The organism is Micromonospora sp. NPDC049230 (assembly GCF_040647875.1).
In the GTDB taxonomy this organism is placed as follows: Bacteria; Actinomycetota; Actinomycetes; order Mycobacteriales; family Micromonosporaceae; genus Micromonospora.
Window position 1 is genome coordinate 38,536 of record NZ_JBEZCZ010000010.1, and the last position, 22,272, is coordinate 60,807.

A 22,272-nucleotide genomic window follows, 5' to 3' on the forward strand; every position below is an offset into this window, starting at 1 on the left:
ACGGATCGGGCTGCCCGAGAGGGCCGCTCGGATGACACCGGAGCAGGTCGCTGCCGCCAGCAAGCCCGTCGTGCTGGACCTCGGCGACGCGTTCGCCCGGGACCCGGCCACGTTGCGTCGTGCCCGGCTGCTCGGCATCTCCGGCTGGGCGTTCTACATCAGTGGCCGCGCGGGCGCGCTCGGCGACGTGCGGGCCGAGACGGCCGCCGCCGCTCTCGGGTTCATCGCCCCGGACGCGGTCGCCGACGGGTGGGACGCCGCCGCCCGGGTCGTCGCGCCCGTCGAGGTGGCGGCGGCGAGTCTCGCCGAGTGCTGTCGGTGGGGATCGCAGCAGCTCGACGCCCTGCCCACCACCGAGCGCCTGGCGGTGCTCGTCGAGCGGGCGGTGGCGGCGGCGGACGCCAGCGGGATGCCGCTCTTCGCCGCGTGGCGGGTCATGCCACTGCCGGATCTCTCCCCGGGCGCCCGGAGCGCCGCCGGGCTGCGACTGCTGCGGGAACACTTCACCGGCGCCTACCTGCTGGCCGTACGCGCCGCCGGGATGACCCCGCTGGAGGCGGTGCTGGCCGGCCCGGAGGGGGAGGCCGGGGCGGTGGCCTGCGGTTGGCCGCCGCCCTACCCGCCGATCGGGCCGTTGGTGCGCCGGCGACTCTGGGCGGAGGCGGTGACCAACCGTCTCGTCGCGCCGGCGTTCACGGCTCTCGGCCCGGCCGACGGCGCCGAGTTGGTGGAGTTGCTGCACGACACCCGGGCCGACCTCGCCGGTGTGTGATTGCCGACCCCGGTCGGGCCCGGCCCCCGGTCCGGTCGGCGGCGGGAGCAGACTGGAGGGGTGCGATACGCGCTGCTACGCCGACGCGGTGCCGGTGGGGCGGGACCGCAGTTCGGTGACGTAGTCGTCCGGGGCGCCCGCCTTCTCGGCGGCGTTCGCGATCTCGGACAGATACCACGACGTCGGCAGGCCGCCCTCGTACCCGTTGAAGACGTAGATCCAGGCGGTCACGTCGCCGTCGAGGGTGGAGACCCGGACGTGCAGCTTGCGGTACGTGCCGGCGGTCACTCCCTCGATCTCGTCGAGCTGGCCGGCGTCGTACGGGTGGATGTCGTAGAGCGCCACGAAGACCCGGTCACCGGGCGACTCGACGAGGGTGCTCACCGCGCCCTCCCAGCCGATCACGTCCGCCCCGGCGAAGGTCAGCCGCCAGCCTTCCAGCCAGCCGGTGCCCACCATCGGCGAATGCGGACAGTAGGCACGCATCCGGGCAGGGTCGAGATTTGAGCCGTAGGCGGCGTGATGACGCACGGCGATGACGATAGCCCGGCGGACGGGTGGGGGAGAATACGACAGTGCGTGTCGAATGCGCTCGGGAGAACAAAGTCACTGTGAACATGGATGAAGGGCGAACGCTGTGAGCCAGATCGTGATCATCGGTGGGGGGCCGGCCGGGTACGAGGCGGCCCTGGTCGCCGCCCAACTGGACGCCGATGTCACAGTGATCGAGGCCGACGGGGCGGGCGGGGCGTGTGTGCTCTCCGACTGCGTACCGTCGAAGACCTTCATCGCCAGCTCCCAGGTGGTCACCGGCTACCGGGACACCGAGGAGTTCGGGGTGCACTCGGACGGCCTGGAGGCGGTCACCGTCGACGCGCGGGCCGTGCACGAGCGGGTCAAGCGGTTGGCGCTGGCGCAGTCCGCCGACATCCACGCCAAGCTGCTCAAGGCCGGCGTCACCGTCGTGGCCGGCACCGCGCGGCTCGGCGAGGACGCCCTCGGGCACACCCACCGGGTCGTCGTGACTCCCGCGGACGGCGGCGAGGAATACTCCATCGCGGCGACCACAGTGCTGGTGGCCACCGGCTCGACCCCCCGCCAGTTGCCCACCGCCGTCCCGGACGGCGAGCGCATCCTGACCTGGCGCCAGGTGTACGACCTACCGGAGCTGCCCGAGCACCTGATCGTTGTCGGTTCCGGTGTCACCGGCGCGGAGTTCGCCAGCGCGTACCTGGCGATGGGGGTCCAGGTCACCCTGGTGTCCAGCCGGGACCGGGTGATGCCGCACGAGGACGCCGACGCCGCGTCCGCGATCGAGCGGGTCTTCCGTAACCGGGGCATGGAGATCCTCAACAACTCCCGGGCCGACGCGGTCCGGCGTACCGCCGACGGTGTCGAGGTGGAACTCTCCGACGGCCGCAGGGTCACCGGCTCGCACGCGCTGATCACTGTCGGGTCCATCCCGAACACGGCCAACCTGGGCCTGACCGAGTACGGCGTGGAGCTGGGCCGGGGCGGCTACGTGACTGTCGACCGGGCCTCGCGGACCAACGTGCCGGGCATCTACGCCGCCGGCGACTGCACCGGGGTGCTGCTGCTGGCAAGCGTCGCCGCCATGCAGGGCCGGATCGCCATGTGGCACGCGCTCGGTGAGGCGGTGCGCCCGCTGCGGCTGCGTACCGTCGCCGCGAACGTCTTCACCGACCCGGAGCTGGCCACCGTCGGCGTCTCGCAGGACGAGGTGGACGCGGGCAAGACCCCGGCCCGGCAGGTGATGCTGCCGCTGTCCGGCAACGCCCGGGCGAAGATGGACGACCTCTCCGACGGCTTCGTGAAGCTGTTCTGCCGTCCGGCCAGCGGCCAGGTGATCGGCGGTGTGGTGGTCGCGCCGAAGGCCAGCGAGCTGATCCTGCCCATCACCATGGCCGTGGAGAACAACCTGACGGTCAACGAGCTGGCCCAGACCATCACCATCTACCCGAGTCTCTCCGGCTCCATCACCGAGGCGGCCCGCCAGCTCATGCTGCACGAACTGGAGTGACCCGCCGGGTCTGGGTCATCGCCACAGTGGCCAGCACCGCTACCTCGGTGAGGATGAGCAGGCGTTCGGCCAGGCCGATGAGCATCCGGTCGCCGGGGTAGGCGGACCAGGTCATGGCCGCTGCCAGGGCCAGGCTGAGCAGGACGAGGGCGCGTAGCGTCCGGGCCGCGGGGGCCAGATCCGGTCGGCGGGCGAGCAGCCAACCGCCGACCGGCAGCGCCAGGAAGGCGACGACCGAGGCGTACCGGTGGACGTACGCGGCGGTGGTCATGGTGGTGCCGGGCTCGTTCGTCGGCACCAGCGCGGCCAGCAGCAGCCCGCCCACCCATGCGCCGAGCAGCAGCTCGGCGGTCCCGGCGCGCGGTCGGGGTGGGCCGGTGCGGCGCAGCCCGTACAGCAGCGCCACAGTGGCGAGCGCCAGCACCACCATGGCGACGTCGATGGCGCCGCCCCGGTCGGAGACCGCGAAGTCGCTGATGGTCAGCGCCCACGGGTTGAGGTCGTCGTTGACTTCGAGGTGGCCGATCACGGTGAGCAGCGCCGCCAGGGCGATCCCGCCGAGGGCCAGCAGGCCGGTGTTCCGGGTTCCAGACATGACTCAGCCTGTCGCCGCGGGCACCCGAGCCGGATCCGGGAAGCCCACCGAAATCGCCCCAGGGGACCACCCCTAGATGTACGCCGGTGGCGACAATCTTGGATTCCTGTGGGTTCAGTCGAGCGGTATGTCGGTTCCGGCGGTGCGGGCGTGGCGGGCGCTGACAAGCGTCATCGCCCAGCCAGCCGCGGCGAACCCGACGGCGGCGGCGGTGGCGATGATGGCCAGCCGCCACGCCGACTCGGTGAGCGCGGTGCCGCCGAGGTGCCCGACCAACGCGCCGTAGGTGGCCCAGCCCAGCGCGGCGACGGCCTCGTAGAGCACGAACAGCCGGTACGGGTAGCGACTGCGGCCAGCCGAGAAGCAGGCCGCCATCCGGCCGCCGGGCACGAACCGGCAGAGCAGGATGACCATCGGCCCTGGTTGGCGGAGCCCCTTGGTGACCCGACTGGCCACCCGACGGGCTCGGCTCAGCTCGGCGTGCCGGGGTGCCCGCCGGTCCGGTGCGTTCCGTCCGAGCAGGTAGCAGGCCAGGTCGCCGGCGAAGACGCCGAGTGCGCCGACGGCGATGGTGACCGGCAGGTTGAGCCCGCCGTAGACGGTGAGCGCACCACTGGTGATCATGACGACCTGGGTGGGGATCACCGGGACGAAGGCGTCCGCGATCAGCAGAGCGAGCAGCACCAGGTACGCCCACGTCGGCGATGCGACGTCAGTCAGTAGTTCGGGCACGCCTGCCACCTCGCCGAATGCGGCCGATTGGGTGCCCTGAGCCTGACGGCGTGTTCGGCGTCACGGTGAACAGGCCCGGCCCGTCGTGACGGTCGACACGACAGGACCCACCCGAATACAACGAGGCGAACCAGTCTCGGGTGACGGGTCCGGTGCCCGTCCCACCCCGTCCCGGGCCGGTCGGCGGATCGGCGTACGTCGGCGTACCTTTGACGGGCGCGGCCCACGCCCGTCGGGTCCCCCGTTCCTGACGAATCGGGCCGCGAGGGCCGCCGGCGGGTCCCGCGCCGGCGGCCCACCTCCTCCCTCGCCGCCACAAATCCGGGTGCGCCCCCGGTCGTCCGGCGAGTACGGTCGCGGTATGCGCAGTGCGGTAGTGGTGACCACGACGCCGGGAATCCCCGGCGCGCCGCTCTGACGTAACCACCGTCGACCAGGCCCCGGGGCGATCCGCCCCGGAGGGCCGCGCGCCGAACGGAGCCCAGGTCGCCTCCGGGTCGTCCCCGATCCAGGAGTCCGACATGATCGACCACCGCAGGCTCGGCCGCGAGCTGGACCTCTTCGTCTCCGATCCGCTGGCCGGCGCCGGCCTGCCGATCTGGCTGCCGGCCGGCGCCGCCGCCCGGCACGCCGTCGAGGAGTACGTCCGGGAGCTGGAACGCCGCTCCGGCCACCAGCACGTCTACTCGCCCCCGCTGGGCAAACGCGAACTGTTCGACATCTCCGGGCACCTCGGCTACTTCGCCGACGACATGTTCCCGCCGATGCGGCTGAGCGCGGACGACGAGTTCGTGCTCCGGCCGGCGCTCTGCCCACATCACGCCCTGGTCTTCCGGGCACGGGGCCGCTCCTATCGCGAGCTGCCGCTGCGGATCGCGGAGTTGGGCGGGATGTACCGCTCGGAGCGTTCCGGGGTGCTCGGCGGGTTGTCCCGGGTACGCGCCATCTCGCTCAACGACGCGCACACCTTCTGCGCCCCCGAGCAGGTGGGCGGGGAGGTCGTCGAGATCCTCCGACTGATCCGTGCCGTGCACGCCGCGCTCGGCGTCCGCCCGGCGGGGTTCCGGCTGTCGCTGCGTGGACCGGGCGAGAAGTACGTCGGCGACGACGCGCAGTGGGCCCGCGCGGAGGACCTGCTCCGGGGCGCGCTGGCCGGGGTGGAGTACGTCGAGGCGCCGGGGGAGGCGGCCTTCTACGGCCCGAAGATCGACATTCAGATCGTCGACGCCGCCGGCCGGGAGTCGACCATCTCCACCATCCAGCTGGACTTCGACAAGCCGGAACGGTTCGACCTGTCGTACACCGACTCGGACGGCAGCCGGCGTCGACCGGTCATGGTGCACCGCAGCCTGGTCGGCAGCATGGAGCGGCTTTTCGCGTACCTCATCGAGGTGCACGAGGGCGCCTTCCCGGCCTGGTACGCGCCTGTCCAACTGGTGCTGCTGCCGGTCGACGACGGGCAGGCCGCCGCAGCGGCCGACCTGGCCCGGCGGGCCGTCGACGCCGGCCTACGGGTCGAGGTGGACGTCGCCGGCTCGCTGGGCGCCCGGATCCGGGACGCGGCCCGCCGCCGTGTCCCGTACCTCGGGGTGTTGGGTGCCCGGGAGGCGGCCGACGGGCGCCTCGCGCTGCGCCTGCGCGGCGGCCGGTCCCTGGATCCGATGCCCGCGGACGCGGCGCTCGCCCTGATCGGCGGGCAGGTCGCCGCGCGCGCCGCCGAGCTGCTTCCCGCCGGCTGACCCACCCGCCGAGCTGGGGTGGGTCGCCGTCGGTCGCGTGGCGCGCACGGCGACCCACCCCCTCAGACCGCCGCGGGCTGGGCGGCCGGATCGGCCGCTTCCTCGTCGGCGACGGCGCCGGTGAACTGGGAGCGGTAGAGCCGGTGGTACGCGCCGTGGGCGGCGAGCAACTGCTCGTGGGTGCCCTGCTCGACGATCCGACCGTCCTCCATCATCAGGATCAGGTCGGCGTCGCGGATGGTGGACAGCCGGTGCGCGATGACGAAGCTGGTCCGGTCCGAACGCAGCGCGGCCATCGCCCGTTGCAGCAGCACCTCGGTGCGGGTGTCCACCGAGCTGGTGGCCTCGTCCAGGATCAGCAGCGACGGCTCGGCGAGGAACGCGCGGGCGATGGTGATGAGCTGCTTCTCACCGGCGCTGACGTTGCTGCCCTCCTCGTCGATGACCGTGTCGTAGCCGTCCGGCAGGCTGCGCACGAACCGGTCCACGAAGGTCGCCCGGGCCGCGGCGAGGATCTCCTCCTCGGTCGCGTCCGGTCGCCCGTAGGCGATGTTGTCGCGGATGGTGCCGCCGAAGAGCCAGGTGTCCTGGAGCACCATGCCGATCCGACCGCGCAGGTCGTCGCGGCGCATCGTGGTGATGTCCACCCCGTCGAGCGTGATCCGGCCGGCGTCCAGCTCGTAGAACCGCATGACCAGGTTGACGAGTGTGGTCTTGCCGGCGCCGGTCGGGCCGACGATCGCCACCGTGTGCCCCGGCTCGGCGATCAGCGACAGGTCGTCGATCAGCGGCTTGTCCGGCTCGTAGCGGAATGAGACGTGCTCGAACTCGACCCGCCCGTGCGGGTCGGCCACCCGGGCCGGCTGGACCGGGTCGGGGGTCTGCTCGTCGGCGTCGAGCACCGCGAACACCCGCTCGGCCGACGCCACCCCGGACTGGAGCAGGTTGGCCATCGAGGCGAGCTGGGTGAGTGGCTGGGTGAACTGACGGGAGTACTGGATGAACGCCTGCACGTCACCGAGACTCATCGCCCCGGAGGCGACCCGCAGCCCGCCGACCACGGCGATCGCCACGTAGCTCAGGTTTCCGATGAACATCATCGACGGCATGATGATCCCGGAGATGAACTGCGCCCCGAAGCTCGCCCGGAACAACTCCTCGTTCTTCGCGTGGAACGCGGCTTCCACCTCACGCTGCCGGCCGAAGACCTTCACCAGCTCATGGCCGGTGTACGCCTCCTCGATCTGGCCGTTCAACTCGCCGGTGTGCGTCCACTGGGCGATGAACTGCTTCTGCGAGCGCTTGGCGATGCGCTGGGTGACGAGCACCGACAGCGGCACGGCGACCAGAGCCACCAGGGCCAGCAGCGGTGAGATCCAGAACATCACGGCCAGCACGCCGACGACTGTCAACAGCGAGGTGAGCAGCTGGCTCAGCGTCTGCTGGAGGCTTGTCGAGATGTTGTCGATGTCGTTGGTGACCCGGCTGAGCAGCTCGCCGCGCGGCTGCCTGTCGAAGTACGGCAGCGGCAGTCGGTTGAGCTTCTCCTCCACCTCGGCGCGCAGCCGCAGCACGGTGCGCTGGACCACCCCGTTGAGTAGCCAGCCCTGCCACCAGGACAGCACGCTCGCGGCCAGGTAGAGCCCGAGCGCCAGCAGCAGCACCCGCCCCAGGGCGGTGAAGTCGATGCCCACACCGGGCACCACGTCCATCCGGGCCAGCATGTCGGCGAAGCTGTTGTTGCCGCTGGCCCGGGCCGCGGCGACGGCCTGCTCGGCGGTGGTGCCGGCAGGTAGGTCCCGGCCGATCACCCCGGTGAAGATCAGGTCGGTGGCGTGGCCGAGGATCTTCGGCCCGGCCACGCTGAACCCGACGCTGACCACGGCCAACGTGATGATCGCGGCCAGGTGCAGCCGGTGCGGGCGCAGCCGGCCGAGCAACCGCCGGGCAGACGGCCCGAAGTTCATCGACTTCTCGGCGGGCATCCCGGCGCTCATCCACGGTGGGCCGCCGCCCGGACGGCCGGGCGGCAGCCGCTTCGGCGTCGCCTCCCCACCGTCCTGCGGCGCGGCTCCGCCCTGCGGCGCGGCTCCGCCCTGCGGCGCGGCTCCGTCCTGCGGCGCGTCGCCTCCCGGCGTCCGTCCGTCGGCGGCTGGCTTCTGACTGGGTACGGCCGCGCGCGGCTCGTCGCGCTCGCTCATGCCGCCACCTCCGTGGTCTGCTGGGACGCCACGATCTCGGCGTACGTCGGGCAGGTCTCCAACAGGTCCGCGTGTCGTCCCACTCCGACGACCCCTCCGTTCTCCAGAACGATGATCTGGTCGGCGTCGATGATCGTGGAGACCCGCTGGGCCACGATGATCACCGCGGACTGCGCGGTGACCGGCCGCAGTGCCGCCCGCAGCCGCGCGTCGGTGCCCAGGTCGAGCGCCGAGAACGAGTCGTCGAAGAGGTAGATCTCCGGCTGCCGGACCAGCGCCCGCGCGATGGCCAGGCGTTGCCGCTGTCCACCGGAGACGGTGGTGCCGCCCTGCGCGATCGGTGCCTCCAGGCCGCCGGGCATCTGGGCCACGAAGTCCCGGGCCTGGGCGATCTCCAACGCCGCCCACAGCTCCTCGTCTGTGGCGTCCGGGTTGCCGTAGCGCAGGTTGCTGGCGACGGTCCCGGTGAACAGGTAAGGCCGCTGCGGCACCAGGCCGATCCGCCGCCACAGCTCGTCGGGCGCCAGCTCACGCACGTCCACCCCGTCGACAAGTACCGCGCCGGCGGTGACGTCGACCAGGCGGGGAATCAGCGACAGCAGTGTCGTCTTGCCGGCGCCGGTGCTGCCGATGATCGCCGTGGTGGTGCCCGGGGTGGCCCGGAAGGAGATGTCCCGCAGCACCGGCTCGACCGCGCCCGGGTACTGGAAGCGCACCCCGCGCAGCTCCAACTCGGCCCGGGTGGTCAGCTCGCTGACCGGTGCCGCGGCGGGGACCACCGAGGAGTCGGTGTCCAGCACCTCGACGATGCGCTCGGCGCAGACCGCGGCCCGAGGCACCATCATCAGCATGAAGGTGGCCATCATCACGGCCATCAGGATCTGCATCAGATATTGCAGGAAGGCGGTGAGCGCGCCGATCTGGATCTCGTTGGCGTCCACCCGCTGCGCGCCGAACCAGAGCACCGCCACGCTGGAGACGTTCAGCACCAGCATGACCACCGGGAAGATCAGCGCCAGCAGCCGGCCGGTCCGCAGCGCGGTGGCGGTCAGGTCGGCGTTGGCCACGCCGAAGCGGTCCGTCTCGTACGGCTCGCGGACGAACGCGCGGACCACCCGAATGCCGGTGATCTGCTCGCGCAGCACCCGGTTGACAGTGTCGATGCGGGTCTGCATCAGCCGGAAGCCCGGCACCATCCGACGGATGATCGCGCCGAGCGTGATGGCCAGGACCGGCACGCTGACCAGCATCAGCCAGGAGAGCCCGACATCCTCGCGCAGCGCCATCACCACGCCGCCGACGCTCATGATCGGCGCGGCGACCAGCATGGTGCAGCTCATCAGGACGAGCATCTGCACCTGTTGCACGTCGTTGGTGTTGCGGGTGATCAGCGACGGTGCCCCGAACCGGGCCACCTCGCGGGCGGAGAAGCGGTTGACGTGGCCGAACAGGTTGGCCCGGACGTCTCGGCCGAAGCCCATCGCGACCCGCGCGCCCAGGTAGACCGCGGCGATCGAACAGACGATCTGGACCAGGCTGACCAACAGCATCCACCCGCCGGTGTGCACGATGTAGTCGGTGTCGCCCCGGGCCACGCCCTTGTCGATGATGTCGGCATTGAGGCTGGGCAGGTAGAGCGAGGCCATGGTGCCCACGAACTGGAGCAGCACCACAGCCAGCAACGGTCGTTGGTAGGTGCGCAGTTGGTTGCGCAACAGTCGGATCAGCACGCCGGGTCCTTCTGCTCGGTAGGGCGGCCGGTCATCCGCGGGTCGTCCCCGCTGCCGATGACCTCTAGCAGGAACTCGCGGATCACCTGTGCCTTCGCCGGGTCGCTGTCGACCGAGGTGAGTGGGCGTCCGGCGTGCATCAGCGTGCTGAGCGTGGCCGCTCGCTCCCGCCCGGCGGGGGTGAGGACGATGCGTACGCTGCGTCGGTCACTGTCGTCGCGCTGCCGTTCGACGAGCCCGTCGCGGACCAGCGTGTCCACGATGCCGGTCAGGGTCGCCGGCCGGACGAAGCCCTTCTCGGCGACCTCCCGGTGCGGCAGCTCGCCGTGTCTGGCGAGCGTCATCAGGGTGACCATGCCGGCTTGGGTGAGGCCGTGCTCCTCGGCGAGGTAGCGGTTCCACCGTTGCCCGACCAGGTGTCCGGCCACCACCAGCAGCCGGGCCAGCGGCACATCCTGGAGAGTGACGAGTTCCACGGGGAGCAGATTAGCTCCCTGATAGTCAGGGGCCAAACGAAATTACCGCGGCAGTGGTCACGAACACGATCTGCAGGACGGTGCGCGGCCCGAGCGGGGTGACCGGACGTCCGCCCAGGGTCAGCCTCCGGCGGGCGGCCGAGACGTTGGCCGGGAACATCGCGAGCATGAGCAGGCCGAGCCCGGCCGCGGCCAGTCGCGCGGTCGCCGGGATCAGCAGCCCGGCGGCGCCGACGAGTTCGAGGATGCCGGTGAGGGTCACCAGCAGGGCCGGGCGGGGTAGACGTGGCGGGACCATGGCGATCAGGTCGGCGCGGCGCTGACCGACGAAGTGCGCGAGACCTGTCACCACGAACAGCAGGGCCAACCCGACCCGGAGTGCGGGGTGCCAGCCGTCCAGTGCGGAAATGCCGGCCAGACCGGCCAGGCGGGCGAGCGCGGTGCCGATCAGTAGGGCGATCAGGGGTGCCATCGAAATCCTCCTCGGTAACTTGTCAGTGGCAAGATTGCGCGCCGGAGTGGCATCTTGTCAATGGCAAGATAGGATTCGGGCATGACCGAGACGCGCGCGTACCACCACGGCGACCTACGCCGCGCACTCCTCGCCGCGGCCGTGGTGGCCATCGAGGAGGTAGGGCCCGCCGCGCTGAGCCTGCGCGACCTGGCCCGTCGTGCCGGCGTCTCCCACGCCGCGCCCGCACACCACTTCGGCGACAAGGCGGGCCTGCTCACCGCCCTCGCCGCCGAGGGCTTCGACCGGTTGGCGCAGACGCTGACCGCGACGGGTGACGATCTCTTGGAGGCGGGTGTGGCGTACGTCGACTTCGCTGTCACGCACCGGGCGTACTTCGAGGTGATGTTCCGGCCCGAGCTCTACCGGGCCGACGACGCCGAGGTGATCGCCGCGCGGGGCCGCGCCAGCGCCGCGCTCCGCTCCGGGGTGGTGGCGCTGTCCACCGGCGGCGCGCCCGCCGATCCCGACCGGGACTCGCTCGCGGCCTGGTCGATAGCCCACGGCTTCGCCACCCTCTGGCTGGCGGGCGCACTGCCAGCCCGCGTCGGCGACAACCCACGCGAAGCAGCCCGAGCGGTACTAAGCCGCCCCCCACCTACTAACACCCCGCCCCCCTCCCCGCCCCCGGCCCGTTGATCATGAGGTTATTGCCACGACACGCCGATGCGGATGGCGATAACCCCATGATCAACGGGGTGGGAGGGGGACCGGGGCGGGGTGGGGGGAGTGGGGGGTTACCAGCTTGTGGGTAGGGGCATTCCTTCGGTGAAGCCGGCGGCACTTTGGACGCCCACTATCGCTTGTTCGTGGAACTGCGTCAGGTTTCGTGCGCCGGCGTAGGTGAAGGCGCTGCGTACCCCGGCGATGATCTCGTCGATCAGGTCCTCGACACCGGGGCGGGCCGGGTCCAGGTACATCCGGGCCGAGGAGATGCCCTCCTCGAACACCGCCTTGCGGGCCCGGTCGTACGGGCTGTCGTCGGCGGTGCGGGCGCTGACCGCCCGAGCCGAGGCCATCCCGAAGCTCTCCTTGTACCGCCGGCCGTCCGGCTCGGTGTAGAGGTCACCGGGGGACTCGTAGGTGCCGGCGAACCATGAGCCGATCATCACGTTCGACGCGCCGGCGGCGAGCGCCAGCGCCACGTCGCGGGGGTGCCGCACCCCGCCGTCGGCCCAGACGTGCCGGCCCAGTTGCCGGGCCGCTGTCGCGCAGTCGAGGACTGCGGAGAACTGCGGCCGACCCACACCGGTCATCATCCGGGTGGTGCACATCGCGCCCGGCCCGACGCCGACCTTGATGATGTCGGCACCCGCCTCGACCAGGTCGCGTACCCCCTCGGCGGTGACCACGTTGCCGGCCGCCACGGGCACCCCCGGGTCCAGCTTGCGGACCGCCTGGAGCGCGGAGATCATCCGCGCCTGGTGGCCGTGCGCGGTGTCCACGACCAGCGTGTCCACCCCCGCCTCCAACAGCGCGGCGGCCTTGCCGGTCACGTCTCCGTTGATGCCGACGGCCGCAGCGATGCGCAGCCGGCCCCGGTCGTCCACGGCCGGCGTGTAGAGGGTGGCGCGTAGCGCGCCCTGGCGGGTCAGCACCCCGACCAGCCGACCGTCGGCGTCCACCACCGGAGCGAGTCGGCGCCGGCCCGCGGAGAGCAGGTCGAAGCCGGTACGCGGGTCCGCGTCCGCCGGGACGGTGTGCAACTCGGTGGACATCACGTGCCGCAGTTGGGCGAACCGGTCCACGCCCGTGGTGTCCGCCTCGGTGACCACGCCCATCGGCCGACCGGCGTCGTCGACCACGATCACCGCCGCGTGCGAGCGCTTGGGCAGCAGGTGGATGGCGTCACCCACGGTCTCGGTCGGGCCCAGGGTGATCGGCGTGTCGTAGACCAGGTGCCGTTGTTTCACCCAGGCGACGACGTTCGCCACGACCTCGATCGGGATGTCCTGCGGGATCACGGCGATCGCGCCGCGCCGAGCCACCGTCTCGGCCATCCGCCGGCCGGCGACCGCCGTCATGTTCGACACCACCAACGGGATGGTGGTGCCGGTGCCGTCACCGGTGGACAGGTCGACGTCGAGCCGGGAACCCAGGTCGGAACGGGCCGGCGCCATGAAGACGTCGGTATAGGTCAGGTCGTGCGCGGGGGCCGCGCCGTGAAGGAACCGCACCGGACCATCATTCCCGCTTCCGGCCGCCGCTGCCGGGTCCGGTGCCGCAAACCACTCCCGCCGCGCGCCCAGCCCTCCGGAAGGGCCCGTCAGGCGATGGTGCAGATGGGGGCACCGGCGGTGAGCACCGCGCCGACCTCGGCGGTGAGCCCGCTGACCGTGCCCGCCCTGTGGGCGTGCAGCGGCTGCTCCATCTTCATCGCCTCCAGCACCACCACCAGGTCCCCCTCGGCCACGGTGTCGCCGTCCGCTACCGCGATCTTGACGATGGTGCCCTGCATGGGCGAGGTGAGCGCGTCACCGCTGACCGGCGCGCCCGCCTTGGCCGCCCCGCCGCGTCGAGCCGGCTTACGGGAGGCGGGTGCCGCGGTGGTCGTACTCCCGCCGAAGCCGGCGGGGAGGCTGACCTCCAGGCGCTTGCCGCCAACCTCGACCACGACGGTCTCGCGTTCCGCCGGCGCCTCGGCGGCGCCGGCGGCGGCGAACGGCGGCACCGTGTTGTGGAACTCCGTCTCGATCCAGCGGGTGTGCACGGTGAACGGTTCGGCGGTGAACGCCTTGTCCCGCACGACCAGCCGGTGGAACGGCAGGGCGGTCGCCATCCCGTCGACGATCATCTCGTCCAGGGCCCGGCGGGCGCGCTCCAGGGCCTCGGCCCGTGTCTCACCGGTGATGATCAGCTTGGCCAGCAGCGAGTCGAAGTTGCCGCCGATCACGTCGCCGGCCGAGATGCCGGTGTCCACCCGCACACCCGGCCCGGTGGGCAGTCGCAGCGCGGTGACAGTGCCCGGGGCGGGCAGGAAGTTGCGGCCCGGGTCCTCGCCGTTGATCCGGAACTCGATCGAGTGCCCGCGCGGCGTCGGGTCCTCGGTGCTCCGCAGCTTCGCGCCGTCGGCGATCCGGAACTGCTCGCGCACCAGGTCGATGCCGGCGGTCTCCTCGGTGACCGGGTGCTCGACCTGGAGTCGGGTGTTGACCTCCAGGAAGGAGATGGTGCCGTCCTTGCCGACCAGGTATTCGACGGTGCCGGCACCGTGGTAGCCGGCCTCGCGGCAGATCGCCTTGGCGCTGTCGTGGATCTGGGCCCGCTGGGCGTCGGTGAGGAACGGCGCGGGTGCCTCCTCCACGAGCTTCTGGTGTCGGCGCTGCAACGAGCAGTCCCGCGTGCCGACCACGATCACGTTGCCGTGCTGGTCGGCGAGGACCTGCGCCTCGACGTGGCGGGGCTGGTCCAGGTAACGCTCGACGAAGCACTCGCCCCGGCCGAACGCGGCGACCGCCTCCCGGGTGGCCGACTCGAAGAGCTGGGGGATCTCCTCCATCGTCCGGGCGACCTTGAGGCCGCGCCCGCCGCCGCCGAAGGCGGCCTTGATGGCGACCGGCAGGCCGTGGTCGACGGCGAACGCCATCACCTCGTCCGGGCTGGCCACCGGGTCCGGGGTGCCGGGCACCAGCGGCGCGCCGGCGCGCTGCGCGATGTGCCGGGCGGTGACCTTGTCGCCCAGGTCACGGATCGCCTGCGGGGTGGGGCCGATCCAGGTCAGCCCGGCGTCGATGACCGCCTGGGCGAAGTCGGCGTTCTCGCTGAGAAAGCCATAACCCGGGTGTACGGCGTCCGCGCCGGCACGGGCGGCCACGTCGAGCAGCTTGTCGATGCGCAGGTAGGTCTCGGTCGCGCTGTCCCCGCCGAGCGCGTACGCCTCGTCCGCGAGGGTGGTGTGCAGGGCCTCGCGGTCGGAGTCCGCGTACACGGCGACGCTGCCCAGGCCGGCGTCGCGGCACGCACGGATCACCCGGACGGCGATCTCGCCGCGGTTGGCGATGAGTACCTTGCGCACCTTCGTAGCTCCTCCCCGGGCAGGTTACTGACGGGGAGTGTATCGGCCGCCCCGCTGACCCTAACGATCGCTCAGTGTGGAATGCGGCACTCATCATAGTCAAACTTGGCTATTACGCTTGCTGGGTGTCTGCGACTCGAATGATGATCCTCGGTCTGGTGCGGTGGATGCAGCCCGTGCACGGCTACGACGTGCGCCGCGAGCTGTTGAGCTGGAGTGCCGACAAGTGGGCGAACGTGCAGCCCGGTTCGATCTATCACGCCCTGCGCAAGCTCACCGAGGAGGGGCTGCTCCGGGCCGTCGCCACCGAGCAGGTCGGCGCCCGACCGGCCCGGACCACCTACGAGGTGACGGTCAAGGGCGAGGACGAGTTCGAGACGATGCTGCGCAACCTCTGGTGGAACCTTGTCGAGCCCGCGGACCCCTTCGCGGTGGCCTTCTCCTTCCTGCCGGCCATGCCGCGTGCCGAGGCCGCCGCGGCCCTGCGCAATCGGGCCAATCTGCTGCGTGCCGGTGTCGAGTCGATGCGGGCCTCCCTCGAGTCGGACTGGGTGCGTAACCGCAAGCCGGTGCACGTGGGCTGGATGTTCGAGCTGTGGGCGGCGCGGGCGGAGGCGGAGATGGGGTGGTGCGAGCGGATCGCCGAGCGGATCGACTCCGGCGTGTCGTACCTGCCCGCTGAGCTGGAGAACGTCGAGGGTTGGTCGGGGTGGAAGGAGCGCCGGGAGTCGGCGCCACCAACGCAAGCGGAATAATCAACGTTGACTACAAGAGTTATATCGCGTTAGCCTGCTGGCGGCACAGCGGGGGAGTGCGCCGTCCGGCGTTCGTCCCACTCGACGGCCGGCGCGCGGCCGGCCCGAACGACACTCGACGGCCGGCCCCGCCGGCCCGAACGACCAGGAGCAGAAATGATCGAGACCAGGGGGCTGCGGAAGTCGTTCCGCTCCCGCGCGGGTCGAGAGACGAAGACGGTGGACGCCGTGCGTGGCGTCAACCTGGAGGTCGCCGAAGGCGAGATCTTCGGCTTCCTCGGCCCGAACGGCGCTGGCAAGACCACCACGCTGCGGATGCTCGCCACGCTCATCGAGCCGGACGGCGGTGACGCCACCATCGCCGGTGCCGACCTGCGCAAGGACCCGGCCGAGGTGCGCCGGCGGATCGGCTACGTCCCGCAGGGCGGCAGCACCTGGGACGAGTCCACCGCCCGCGACGAGCTGGTGCTGCACGCCCGCATGTATGGCATCAGCAAGGCCGACGCGCAGCGGCGCGCGGTCCGCGCGCTGGACGCTTTCCAGCTCACCGAGTACGCGGACCGCAAGTGCAAGACCTACTCGGGAGGTCAACGCCGACGGGTCGAGATCGCACTCGGCATCATCCACGAGCCGAAGATCGTCTTCCTGGACGAGCCGACCACCGGCCTCGACCCGCAGAGCCGCGCCCACATGTGGGACGAGATCCGGCGGCTCCGCAGCGACGGGATGACCGTCTTCATCACCACGCACTACCTGGACGAGGCCGACGCGCTCTGCGACCGGATCGCGATCATGGACAACGGCGAGGTGGTGGCCGAGGGCACCCCAGCCGAACTCAAGCGCGAGATCTCCGGCGACGTCGTGCTTGTCGGTCTCGACCTGGCCGCGACCCCGCAGGCCATCCAGGTGCTCGACGGCGAGCCCTACGTCAACAAGCTGGAGGCCATCGACGAGGGCGGGCTGCGCCTCTACGTCGACGAGGGCGCCACCGCCATCCCGCAGGTGCTGCGCAGGCTCGACCAGGCCGGGCTGGAGCTGCGCTCGATCGAGCTGCACCGACCCAGCCTGGACGACGTCTTCCTCACCAAGACCGGCCGCTCGCTGCGCGAGTCCTGACCACCGCTCGCTGCGCGAGTCCTGACCACCGGAGACGACTCATGAAATTCGCCCGTGACACCTGGCTGATCTTCCAGCGCCAGACGCAACTCCTGCTGCGCAACCCGGTCTGGGTCTTCGTCGGCGTGTTCCAGCCGGTCATGTACCTGCTGCTCTTCGCCCCGCTGCTCAAGCCGGCACTGAACGCGCCCACCCAGGCCGCCGCCTACAAGATCTTCGTACCCGGTCTGTTGGTGCTGTTGGCGATCTTTGGCGGGCTGTTCCAGGGCTTCGGCCTGATCGCCGAACTGCGCGCCGGCGTCATCGAACGCTCCCGGGTCACCCCGATCAGCCGGCTCGCCCTGCTGCTCGGTCGCTCGCTGCGTGACGTCGTGTCGCTCGTCGTGCAGGCGATCATCATCACCCTGCTGGCACTCCTGTTCGACCTGCGGGTGTTCATCGGGGACCTGCTGCTGGCGTACCTGATGCTCGCCCTGATCGCCCTCATGACCTCGGCCGTCTCCTACGGCGTCGCTCTCAAGGTCAAGAGCGAGGACGCGCTGGCCCCCCTGATGAACACCGTGGCGCAGCCGGTGCTGCTGCTGTCCGGCATCCTGCTGCCGCTCACCTTCGCCCCCGGCTGGTTGCAGGGCATCGCCAACTGGAACCCGTTCTCCTGGGCGGTCGACGGCACCCGTGCGCTGTTCGCCGGCGACCTGGCCAGCGACAAGGTCTGGCAGGGCCTCAGCATCACCGCGGTGCTCGCCGCGCTCGGCGTCTACTGGGCCGCCCGCCAGTTCGCCCGCAGCGTCCGCTGACCGGACCTGCCGGCGTGACCGACGCCCGGTCTGGCGCGTTCGGCGCCCGGTCCGGCGTGATCGACTCGCTTTCCTGAAAGTCGCGGTGTCCTGCCGCCTGGGATGCCGCGACTTTCAAGAACCCGAGTGGATCAAAACGGCCGGCGGGTGTTGCCGGTCAACGCACCCGGGCGAGGGTGAGGCCGTCCGCGATCGGCAACATCACCGCATCCACCCGTACGTCGGCCAACACCTCATCATTGAAGGCGGCGATCGCCCGGTCGCCCTCGTTCTGCGGCGCCACGATCCGTCCGCCGCGCAGGACGTTGTCGACAGCGATCACGCCACCGGGCCGCATCCGGGGCACCAACTCGGCCCAGTAGACCGGGTAGCCCGTCTTGTCGGCGTCGATGAACGCAAAGTCCAGGTAGCGCTCGTGCGGCAACTCCCGCAACGTCTCCCCGGCCGGGCCGATGCGCAGCTCGATCCGGTCCTGCACGCCGGCCCGCTCCCAGTAACGCCGGGCGATGCCGGTGAACTCCTCGGAGATGTCGAAGCAGGTCAGCCGCCCGCCCTCGGGCAACCCGCGGGCGATCGCCAACGATGAGAGCCCGGTGAACGTGCCGATCTCGACGGCCTGCCGTACGTCGAGCAGCCGCGTCAGAAACGTCAGAAAGGCTGCCTGCTCCGGTGCCACCTGCATGGTGGCATGCTCCGGCAGCACCGACCGGGTCTCCTCGGCCAGGTCCACAATGATCTCGTCCGGCGGGGAGCCGTGCGAAACCAGGTACGCGTGCAGTTCGTCGGTGAGCGGGATCGATTTGGTGGTCATGACCGGACGTTACCGACTGGCTCGACCGATTGGCCGCCCGGCGCGACCTTCGTCCACAGGTCGGTGATCCGCAGATCCAACTCGGCGAGGAGGCGGCGCAGCAGCGGCATCGACAAGCCGACCACAGTCCCCGGGTCACCCTCGATCCGCTCCACGAACGGCCCACCCAACCCGTCGATGGTGAACGCGCCAGCCACCGCCAGCGGCTCGCCACTTGCCACGTACGCGGCGATCTCGTCGTCGCTGATATCGGCGAAGTGGACAGTGGTCGAAGCGACCGCCTCCGCGCGCCGCCCGGCGGCAACGTCGATCAGGCAGTGCCCGCTGTGCAGGACACCGCTGCGCCCCCGCATCCGCAGCCAACGCCCGGTGGCATCCGCCGGGTCCGCCGGCTTGCCAAGGATCTCCCCGTCGAACGCGAGCACGGAGTCACACCCGATCACCAACGTCCGCTGGTCGGCGCCAGGGCTCAGCCGGGTCAACACCGCCTGCGCCTTGAGGCGCGCCAACTCCAGGCACAACTCCTCGGCCCGCTCGGTCACCACCAACGACTCGTCCACCCCGCTGACCAGCACATCTGGCTCAATCCCAGCAGCCTGGAGCAACTTGCGACGGGCGGGGCTCGCCGAGGCGAGCACAAGGCGGAGCGGCAGGGTCTCAGACACCCACCCGACGTTACCGGCTAACCACCCGCACAACGCCTCCACCACGCGACCGCGCCGCTCGCCGGTCTGCCCGCCCGCCGGTTTGCCCATCCGGTGCACGCGGTGCCGAGCGCGGTGCCCGGCGCGGTGCCGAGCGCGGTGCCCGGCGCGGTGCCGAGCGCGGTGCCCGGCGCGGTGCCGAGCGTGATCGACTCGGGTTTCTTGAAACTGCGGTGTTCTACCGCCCCGGACACCGCGACTTGCAGGAACCCGAGTCGACCGCCGCGCCGTGGGCCAATCAGCGACTAATCCTGGGTGGCGGATCATCGCCGCGCCGACGCCGCCGTGCCACCACCGCCCATCCGACCCCCGCAGCCAAGATCACGCCAAGGGTGACCAGGCCACGCGCCGTCGCGCCGTCGCCGTCATCACCCGGTTGAGCACCAAACGTTGTCGGGCCAGCATCGGCCGGCGCGCTCACAGATTCAAACCCCAGCGGCGGTACGTCCGCCGTCAGCGCTGCCACAAGATCGATCACGCCGTAGCCGTACTCGTCGTCACGCCCAGGCGGGCCCTTATCGACAGCCGTCGCCGTGAGCCGGTGCGCCACCTCCCGCGCCGGCAGGTACGGGTACTTGGACCGGATCAACGCCGCCGCCCCCGCCACGATCGCCGTGGCGCTCGATGTGCCAGTGCCCTTCGAGTACTTTCCGTCGTAGCTGGTGCTGTAGATGTCAACAGCGGGAGCTACGACGTCGATCTTCGACCCGGTCACCGAGACGGCGGCGTGCAGTCCATCACGACCGATGCCGCCAACGGCGATCACGCCTTCTTCGCTGGCTGGATAACGCACGCCGGTGTCGGAGGGTCGATTACCCGCTGCGGCTATCACTAAGATGTCAGCATCCTGAGCGGCCTTAATTGCTTGCTGAAGGCGCACGCTGGCACCCGCAACCGCTGAGATGCTAATAACGTCAGCACCTTTCGCAATTGCGAATTCTACACCGGAGGCGAGTGCATCCGGATCGCCTATGCCGCCCGGCGGGGTGTCAAGGATTGGAAGAATCTTCGCCTCAGGGGCGATGCCAAGAGCGCCCTGTTTATTTTCCTTTCCATGCGCGGCAATCAGGCCCGCCATCGAGGTTCCATGACTATCTCGATCTCGGCGTCCATCGCCGCTTCCTCCGGAAATGACGTCTGTGCCGTCGAGCAGATTCACGCGTAGATCAGGGTGGGCGTCGACTCCGGTGTCTGGTACCGCGACGATCACCCCTTCCCCTTGGCTAATCAGGTGTACTGCATCAATGTGAAGGAATGGAAGATGCCATTGGTCGCCTCGTATAAGGTCCCCATCTTGTGATGGAGTGGCAATGCTCGCAGGCAGTGTTAGTCCGACCAGCGCTACCCTAAGGGCTCCCGCCAGGAGCTGCCCGATCACCTGCTAAAACCGATTGCGGGGCCAGGATCGATTGGATCATCCCGGTCCGGAGGCTGTACCACCGGAGGTACGCCTTTGTCGGTTTCCCAAGGGTTATCCGGATCCCATCGATGAAATTTCTGTTCAGGCTCTGACCGCATTCCTGGGCGACCCGCGCTCGCTTGCAAGCTGGGCGCACCGCCGATCGGGAAACCGCCTGAGCTTCCATTGATGCTGCGCCCCCCGCCTGGTCGGCTTCCTGCTGAACCACTGGGCGCTGTCCCTGCACCGCCGCCTCCAATGACGCCGCCGACCGGATTGACCCTTCTGGGGGTGCCGGCGTTACCTGTGGGTTGACCTGTACTCAATCCTGGGACACCTCCGATCAATCCTCCTGCAGAAGGGGCCGGGCGGGCGGGCGGCGCGGATCGCGTTGCGCTGCCATCAGCGCCGCCATTGACTGGCGTTGGGAGTGGCCCTGGCTGGCCCGGCCGCAAGGCGGGTGCTGTTGGCGAGCCTAGGTTAGGGACAGGGGCAAACCCAGGTGTGGGGCCAGGCCCGGCGGCCGGCAGGCCGACTGTTGCTGATGTCTGAATCGGGGGAGTGGCGGTAGCAGTCGGTGGGGGAGAGACTCCCGCTGTGACTCCTCCGAGAACCGGGCCCACGCCCGGCACTACGGGTACCGGACCCACCCGCTCAGCGCTTGCGCTCGGCCGCTGAGTCGCAGAGGGAGCGGATATCGGCACCGGCACGATGGGCGGAATCACGGGTGCTTGATAACCGCTATACACATCCGGATCGTCCGGCTGCCGCGTGCTCCTTGGTGCTGCTGGTGGTTTTTGGAGGGTTGCTTGGGCTTGTTGGAGTTCCCCGCTGAGGTTGAACATGGCCGTCCGTGCCTGAGTATTCAGTCGTTCCAGATCCGCGTCAGTAACAGGTGCCTCGGCGATCCGGTTGCCCATTATCGCTTTCGGGTCGGCGGCCATCGACTCGTACGCCTGCTTTTGTTGGGACTTGGTCGCGTACTCCTCGTGGATCTTGCGGAGCGCGGCGCGGGTGGTGCCGATGGCCTGGGTGGCGGCGGCGAGCGCGGTGTAGTTCGCGGCGGCGGCGTTGTGGGTGCGCTGGACCTTGTCGATCAGCTCGTCGAGCTCGGCCAGGTACGTGCTGGAGGCGGCACTGGTCTCGGGGGGCCATGCCTCGGCGAGCCCGCGCCGGTATTCCTGGAGGCGCCTGAGGTGGGTTTGCGCGAGGTCGCAGACCTTGCGCCAGCCGGCGACCTGCTTCCAGTGGTTGGTGGTGTCGTGGTCCTGTAGGCAGGCCCACATGCTGTTGACGTCCATGAGGTGCCAGTCGGTGAGGCCGGAGGTGCGGCCGGTGCCCCGGTCGATCATGGCAGCACCACCGGTCCTTCGGCACCGCTGTCGGCGCGGGTCGGGTCGGTCAGCATCGGTGTCGGACCGCCGGGCAGCATGCTGGTGGGGTCGGCGAGGGCCTGCCGCACGTCCACCACTCGTGCGGCGGTGAAGGCGTCACTGTCGGCGTATCGGCTGGCGACCTGGTCGGCGGCGGCGGCCAGGTGGCCGGTGGCGCCGCGGACGGCGTACACGATGTCGGCGGTGGCCTGCTGCGTCTCGTGGTGCGCGTGCAGGAACGTGACCAGCTCGATGAAGGCGTCGCACGGGTTGGGCAGTTTCGCGGACATGTCGTCGGCGATGTACGACAGGTGCGGCGCGTAGTTGCTCTCGACCTCGGCGGCGAGCCGGTCGGCGAACTCTCTGAGCTGGCTGATGTCGGCCTCGATGCCGCCGTAGCCGCGCAGCCAGGGCGCTGGCCGGTCCTCCTGAGGGATCACGGGTCCTCCCTAAGTGTCACGGCATCGTCTCCCTGAGTGAGGGTAACCGCTCCCCGTGCCCCTGA

General features: G+C 70.5%; 21 protein-coding genes. 8 read left to right on the top strand and 13 right to left on the bottom strand.

Annotated elements, in window-relative coordinates:
- Positions 1-31: 31 nt before the first annotated feature.
- Complete coding sequence (locus AB0A95_RS11700; protein ID WP_357555639.1) at positions 32-772, top strand: hypothetical protein; 741 nt, start codon at positions 32-34, stop codon at positions 770-772.
- A gap of 75 nt (positions 773-847) precedes the next feature.
- On the opposite strand, the gene AB0A95_RS11705 is transcribed toward AB0A95_RS11700, so the two are convergent.
- Complete coding sequence (locus tag AB0A95_RS11705; protein WP_130407236.1) at positions 848-1,303, bottom strand: gamma-glutamylcyclotransferase; 456 nt, start codon at positions 1,301-1,303, stop codon at positions 848-850.
- 106 nt (positions 1,304-1,409) lie between these two features.
- On the opposite strand from AB0A95_RS11705, the gene AB0A95_RS11710 reads away from it, so the two are divergent.
- Positions 1,410-2,813, top strand: a complete 1,404-nt coding sequence (locus AB0A95_RS11710) for an NAD(P)H-quinone dehydrogenase (RefSeq protein WP_357555640.1) — start codon at positions 1,410-1,412, stop codon at positions 2,811-2,813.
- Here AB0A95_RS11710 and AB0A95_RS11715 read toward each other — a convergent pair.
- Both AB0A95_RS11715 and AB0A95_RS11720 read right to left on the bottom strand, forming a co-directional pair.
- On the bottom strand, positions 2,791-3,408 hold the full coding sequence (locus AB0A95_RS11715) for a DUF998 domain-containing protein (protein ID WP_357555641.1): 618 nt from the start codon (positions 3,406-3,408) through the stop codon (positions 2,791-2,793). The genes AB0A95_RS11710 and AB0A95_RS11715 overlap by 23 nt on opposite strands.
- A 114-nt stretch (positions 3,409-3,522) precedes the next feature.
- Positions 3,523-4,140: a DedA family protein gene (locus tag AB0A95_RS11720; RefSeq protein ID WP_357555642.1), complete on the bottom strand. Its 618-nt coding sequence runs from the start codon at positions 4,138-4,140 to the stop codon at positions 3,523-3,525.
- Positions 4,141-4,646: 506 nt separating this feature from the next.
- On the opposite strand from AB0A95_RS11720, the gene thrS reads away from it, so the two are divergent.
- A complete protein-coding gene (thrS, locus tag AB0A95_RS11725; protein WP_357555745.1) occupies positions 4,647-5,879 on the top strand; it encodes a threonine--tRNA ligase in 1,233 nt (410 codons plus the stop codon).
- A gap of 62 nt (positions 5,880-5,941) precedes the next feature.
- Here thrS and AB0A95_RS11730 read toward each other — a convergent pair whose 3' ends face one another.
- The 4 genes from AB0A95_RS11730 to AB0A95_RS11745 form a co-directional block, all read right to left on the bottom strand.
- Complete coding sequence (locus AB0A95_RS11730; protein WP_357555746.1) at positions 5,942-7,864, bottom strand: ABC transporter ATP-binding protein; 1,923 nt, start codon at positions 7,862-7,864, stop codon at positions 5,942-5,944.
- A gap of 212 nt (positions 7,865-8,076) precedes the next feature.
- Positions 8,077-9,810, bottom strand: a complete 1,734-nt coding sequence (locus tag AB0A95_RS11735; protein WP_357555643.1) for an ABC transporter ATP-binding protein — start codon at positions 9,808-9,810, stop codon at positions 8,077-8,079.
- On the bottom strand, positions 9,804-10,286 hold the full coding sequence (locus AB0A95_RS11740) for a MarR family transcriptional regulator (RefSeq protein ID WP_357555644.1): 483 nt from the start codon (positions 10,284-10,286) through the stop codon (positions 9,804-9,806). Before AB0A95_RS11740 ends, AB0A95_RS11735 begins: the two co-directional genes overlap by 7 nt.
- Positions 10,287-10,311: 25 nt before the next feature.
- Positions 10,312-10,758, bottom strand: a complete 447-nt coding sequence (locus tag AB0A95_RS11745; RefSeq protein ID WP_357555645.1) for a DoxX family membrane protein — start codon at positions 10,756-10,758, stop codon at positions 10,312-10,314.
- An 81-nt stretch (positions 10,759-10,839) separates the two neighbouring features.
- On the opposite strand from AB0A95_RS11745, the gene AB0A95_RS11750 reads away from it, so the two are divergent.
- On the top strand, positions 10,840-11,436 hold the full coding sequence (locus AB0A95_RS11750) for a TetR/AcrR family transcriptional regulator (protein WP_357555646.1): 597 nt from the start codon (positions 10,840-10,842) through the stop codon (positions 11,434-11,436).
- A gap of 98 nt (positions 11,437-11,534) precedes the next feature.
- Here the strand turns inward: AB0A95_RS11750 and AB0A95_RS11755 are convergent, their stop codons facing one another.
- The gene (locus AB0A95_RS11755) at positions 11,535-12,974 is read right to left on the bottom strand and encodes a GuaB1 family IMP dehydrogenase-related protein (protein WP_357555647.1); all 1,440 of its coding nucleotides are present in this window, start codon (positions 12,972-12,974) and stop codon (positions 11,535-11,537) included.
- 89 nt (positions 12,975-13,063) lie between these two features.
- A complete protein-coding gene (locus AB0A95_RS11760) occupies positions 13,064-14,812 on the bottom strand; it encodes a biotin carboxylase N-terminal domain-containing protein (RefSeq protein WP_357555648.1) in 1,749 nt (582 codons plus the stop codon).
- 140 nt (positions 14,813-14,952) lie between these two features.
- Here AB0A95_RS11760 and AB0A95_RS11765 point away from each other — a divergent pair, with 140 nt between their 5' ends.
- From AB0A95_RS11765 to AB0A95_RS11775, 3 genes are all read left to right on the top strand, one after another.
- Positions 14,953-15,567, top strand: coding sequence for a PadR family transcriptional regulator (locus tag AB0A95_RS11765; protein ID WP_357555747.1), 615 nt, complete (start codon positions 14,953-14,955; stop codon positions 15,565-15,567).
- A 156-nt stretch (positions 15,568-15,723) separates the two neighbouring features.
- Positions 15,724-16,683 (top strand): ATP-binding cassette domain-containing protein, encoded by a 960-nt coding sequence (locus tag AB0A95_RS11770; RefSeq protein WP_357555649.1) that lies wholly within the window; start codon positions 15,724-15,726, stop codon positions 16,681-16,683.
- A 41-nt stretch (positions 16,684-16,724) separates the two neighbouring features.
- Positions 16,725-17,480, top strand: coding sequence for an ABC transporter permease (locus AB0A95_RS11775; RefSeq protein ID WP_357076433.1), 756 nt, complete (start codon positions 16,725-16,727; stop codon positions 17,478-17,480).
- Positions 17,481-17,637: 157 nt separating this feature from the next.
- On the opposite strand, the gene AB0A95_RS11780 is transcribed toward AB0A95_RS11775, so the two are convergent.
- From AB0A95_RS11780 to AB0A95_RS11790, 3 genes are all read right to left on the bottom strand, one after another.
- Positions 17,638-18,291 (bottom strand): O-methyltransferase, encoded by a 654-nt coding sequence (locus tag AB0A95_RS11780; RefSeq protein WP_357555650.1) that lies wholly within the window; start codon positions 18,289-18,291, stop codon positions 17,638-17,640.
- Entirely contained in the window at positions 18,288-18,956 is a 669-nt protein-coding gene (locus tag AB0A95_RS11785) for a nucleoside triphosphate pyrophosphatase (protein ID WP_357555651.1), read from the bottom strand. Before AB0A95_RS11785 ends, AB0A95_RS11780 begins: the two co-directional genes overlap by 4 nt.
- 277 nt (positions 18,957-19,233) lie before the next feature.
- Entirely contained in the window at positions 19,234-20,370 is a 1,137-nt protein-coding gene (locus AB0A95_RS11790; RefSeq protein WP_357555748.1) for a S8 family serine peptidase, read from the bottom strand.
- Between the two features lie 833 nt (positions 20,371-21,203).
- On the opposite strand from AB0A95_RS11790, the gene AB0A95_RS11795 reads away from it, so the two are divergent.
- On the top strand, positions 21,204-21,668 hold the full coding sequence (locus tag AB0A95_RS11795) for a hypothetical protein (protein ID WP_357555652.1): 465 nt from the start codon (positions 21,204-21,206) through the stop codon (positions 21,666-21,668).
- Positions 21,669-21,742: 74 nt separating this feature from the next.
- Here the strand turns inward: AB0A95_RS11795 and AB0A95_RS11800 are convergent, their stop codons facing one another.
- Positions 21,743-22,207: a hypothetical protein gene (locus AB0A95_RS11800; RefSeq protein ID WP_357555653.1), complete on the bottom strand. Its 465-nt coding sequence runs from the start codon at positions 22,205-22,207 to the stop codon at positions 21,743-21,745.
- Positions 22,208-22,272: the final 65 nt, after the last annotated feature.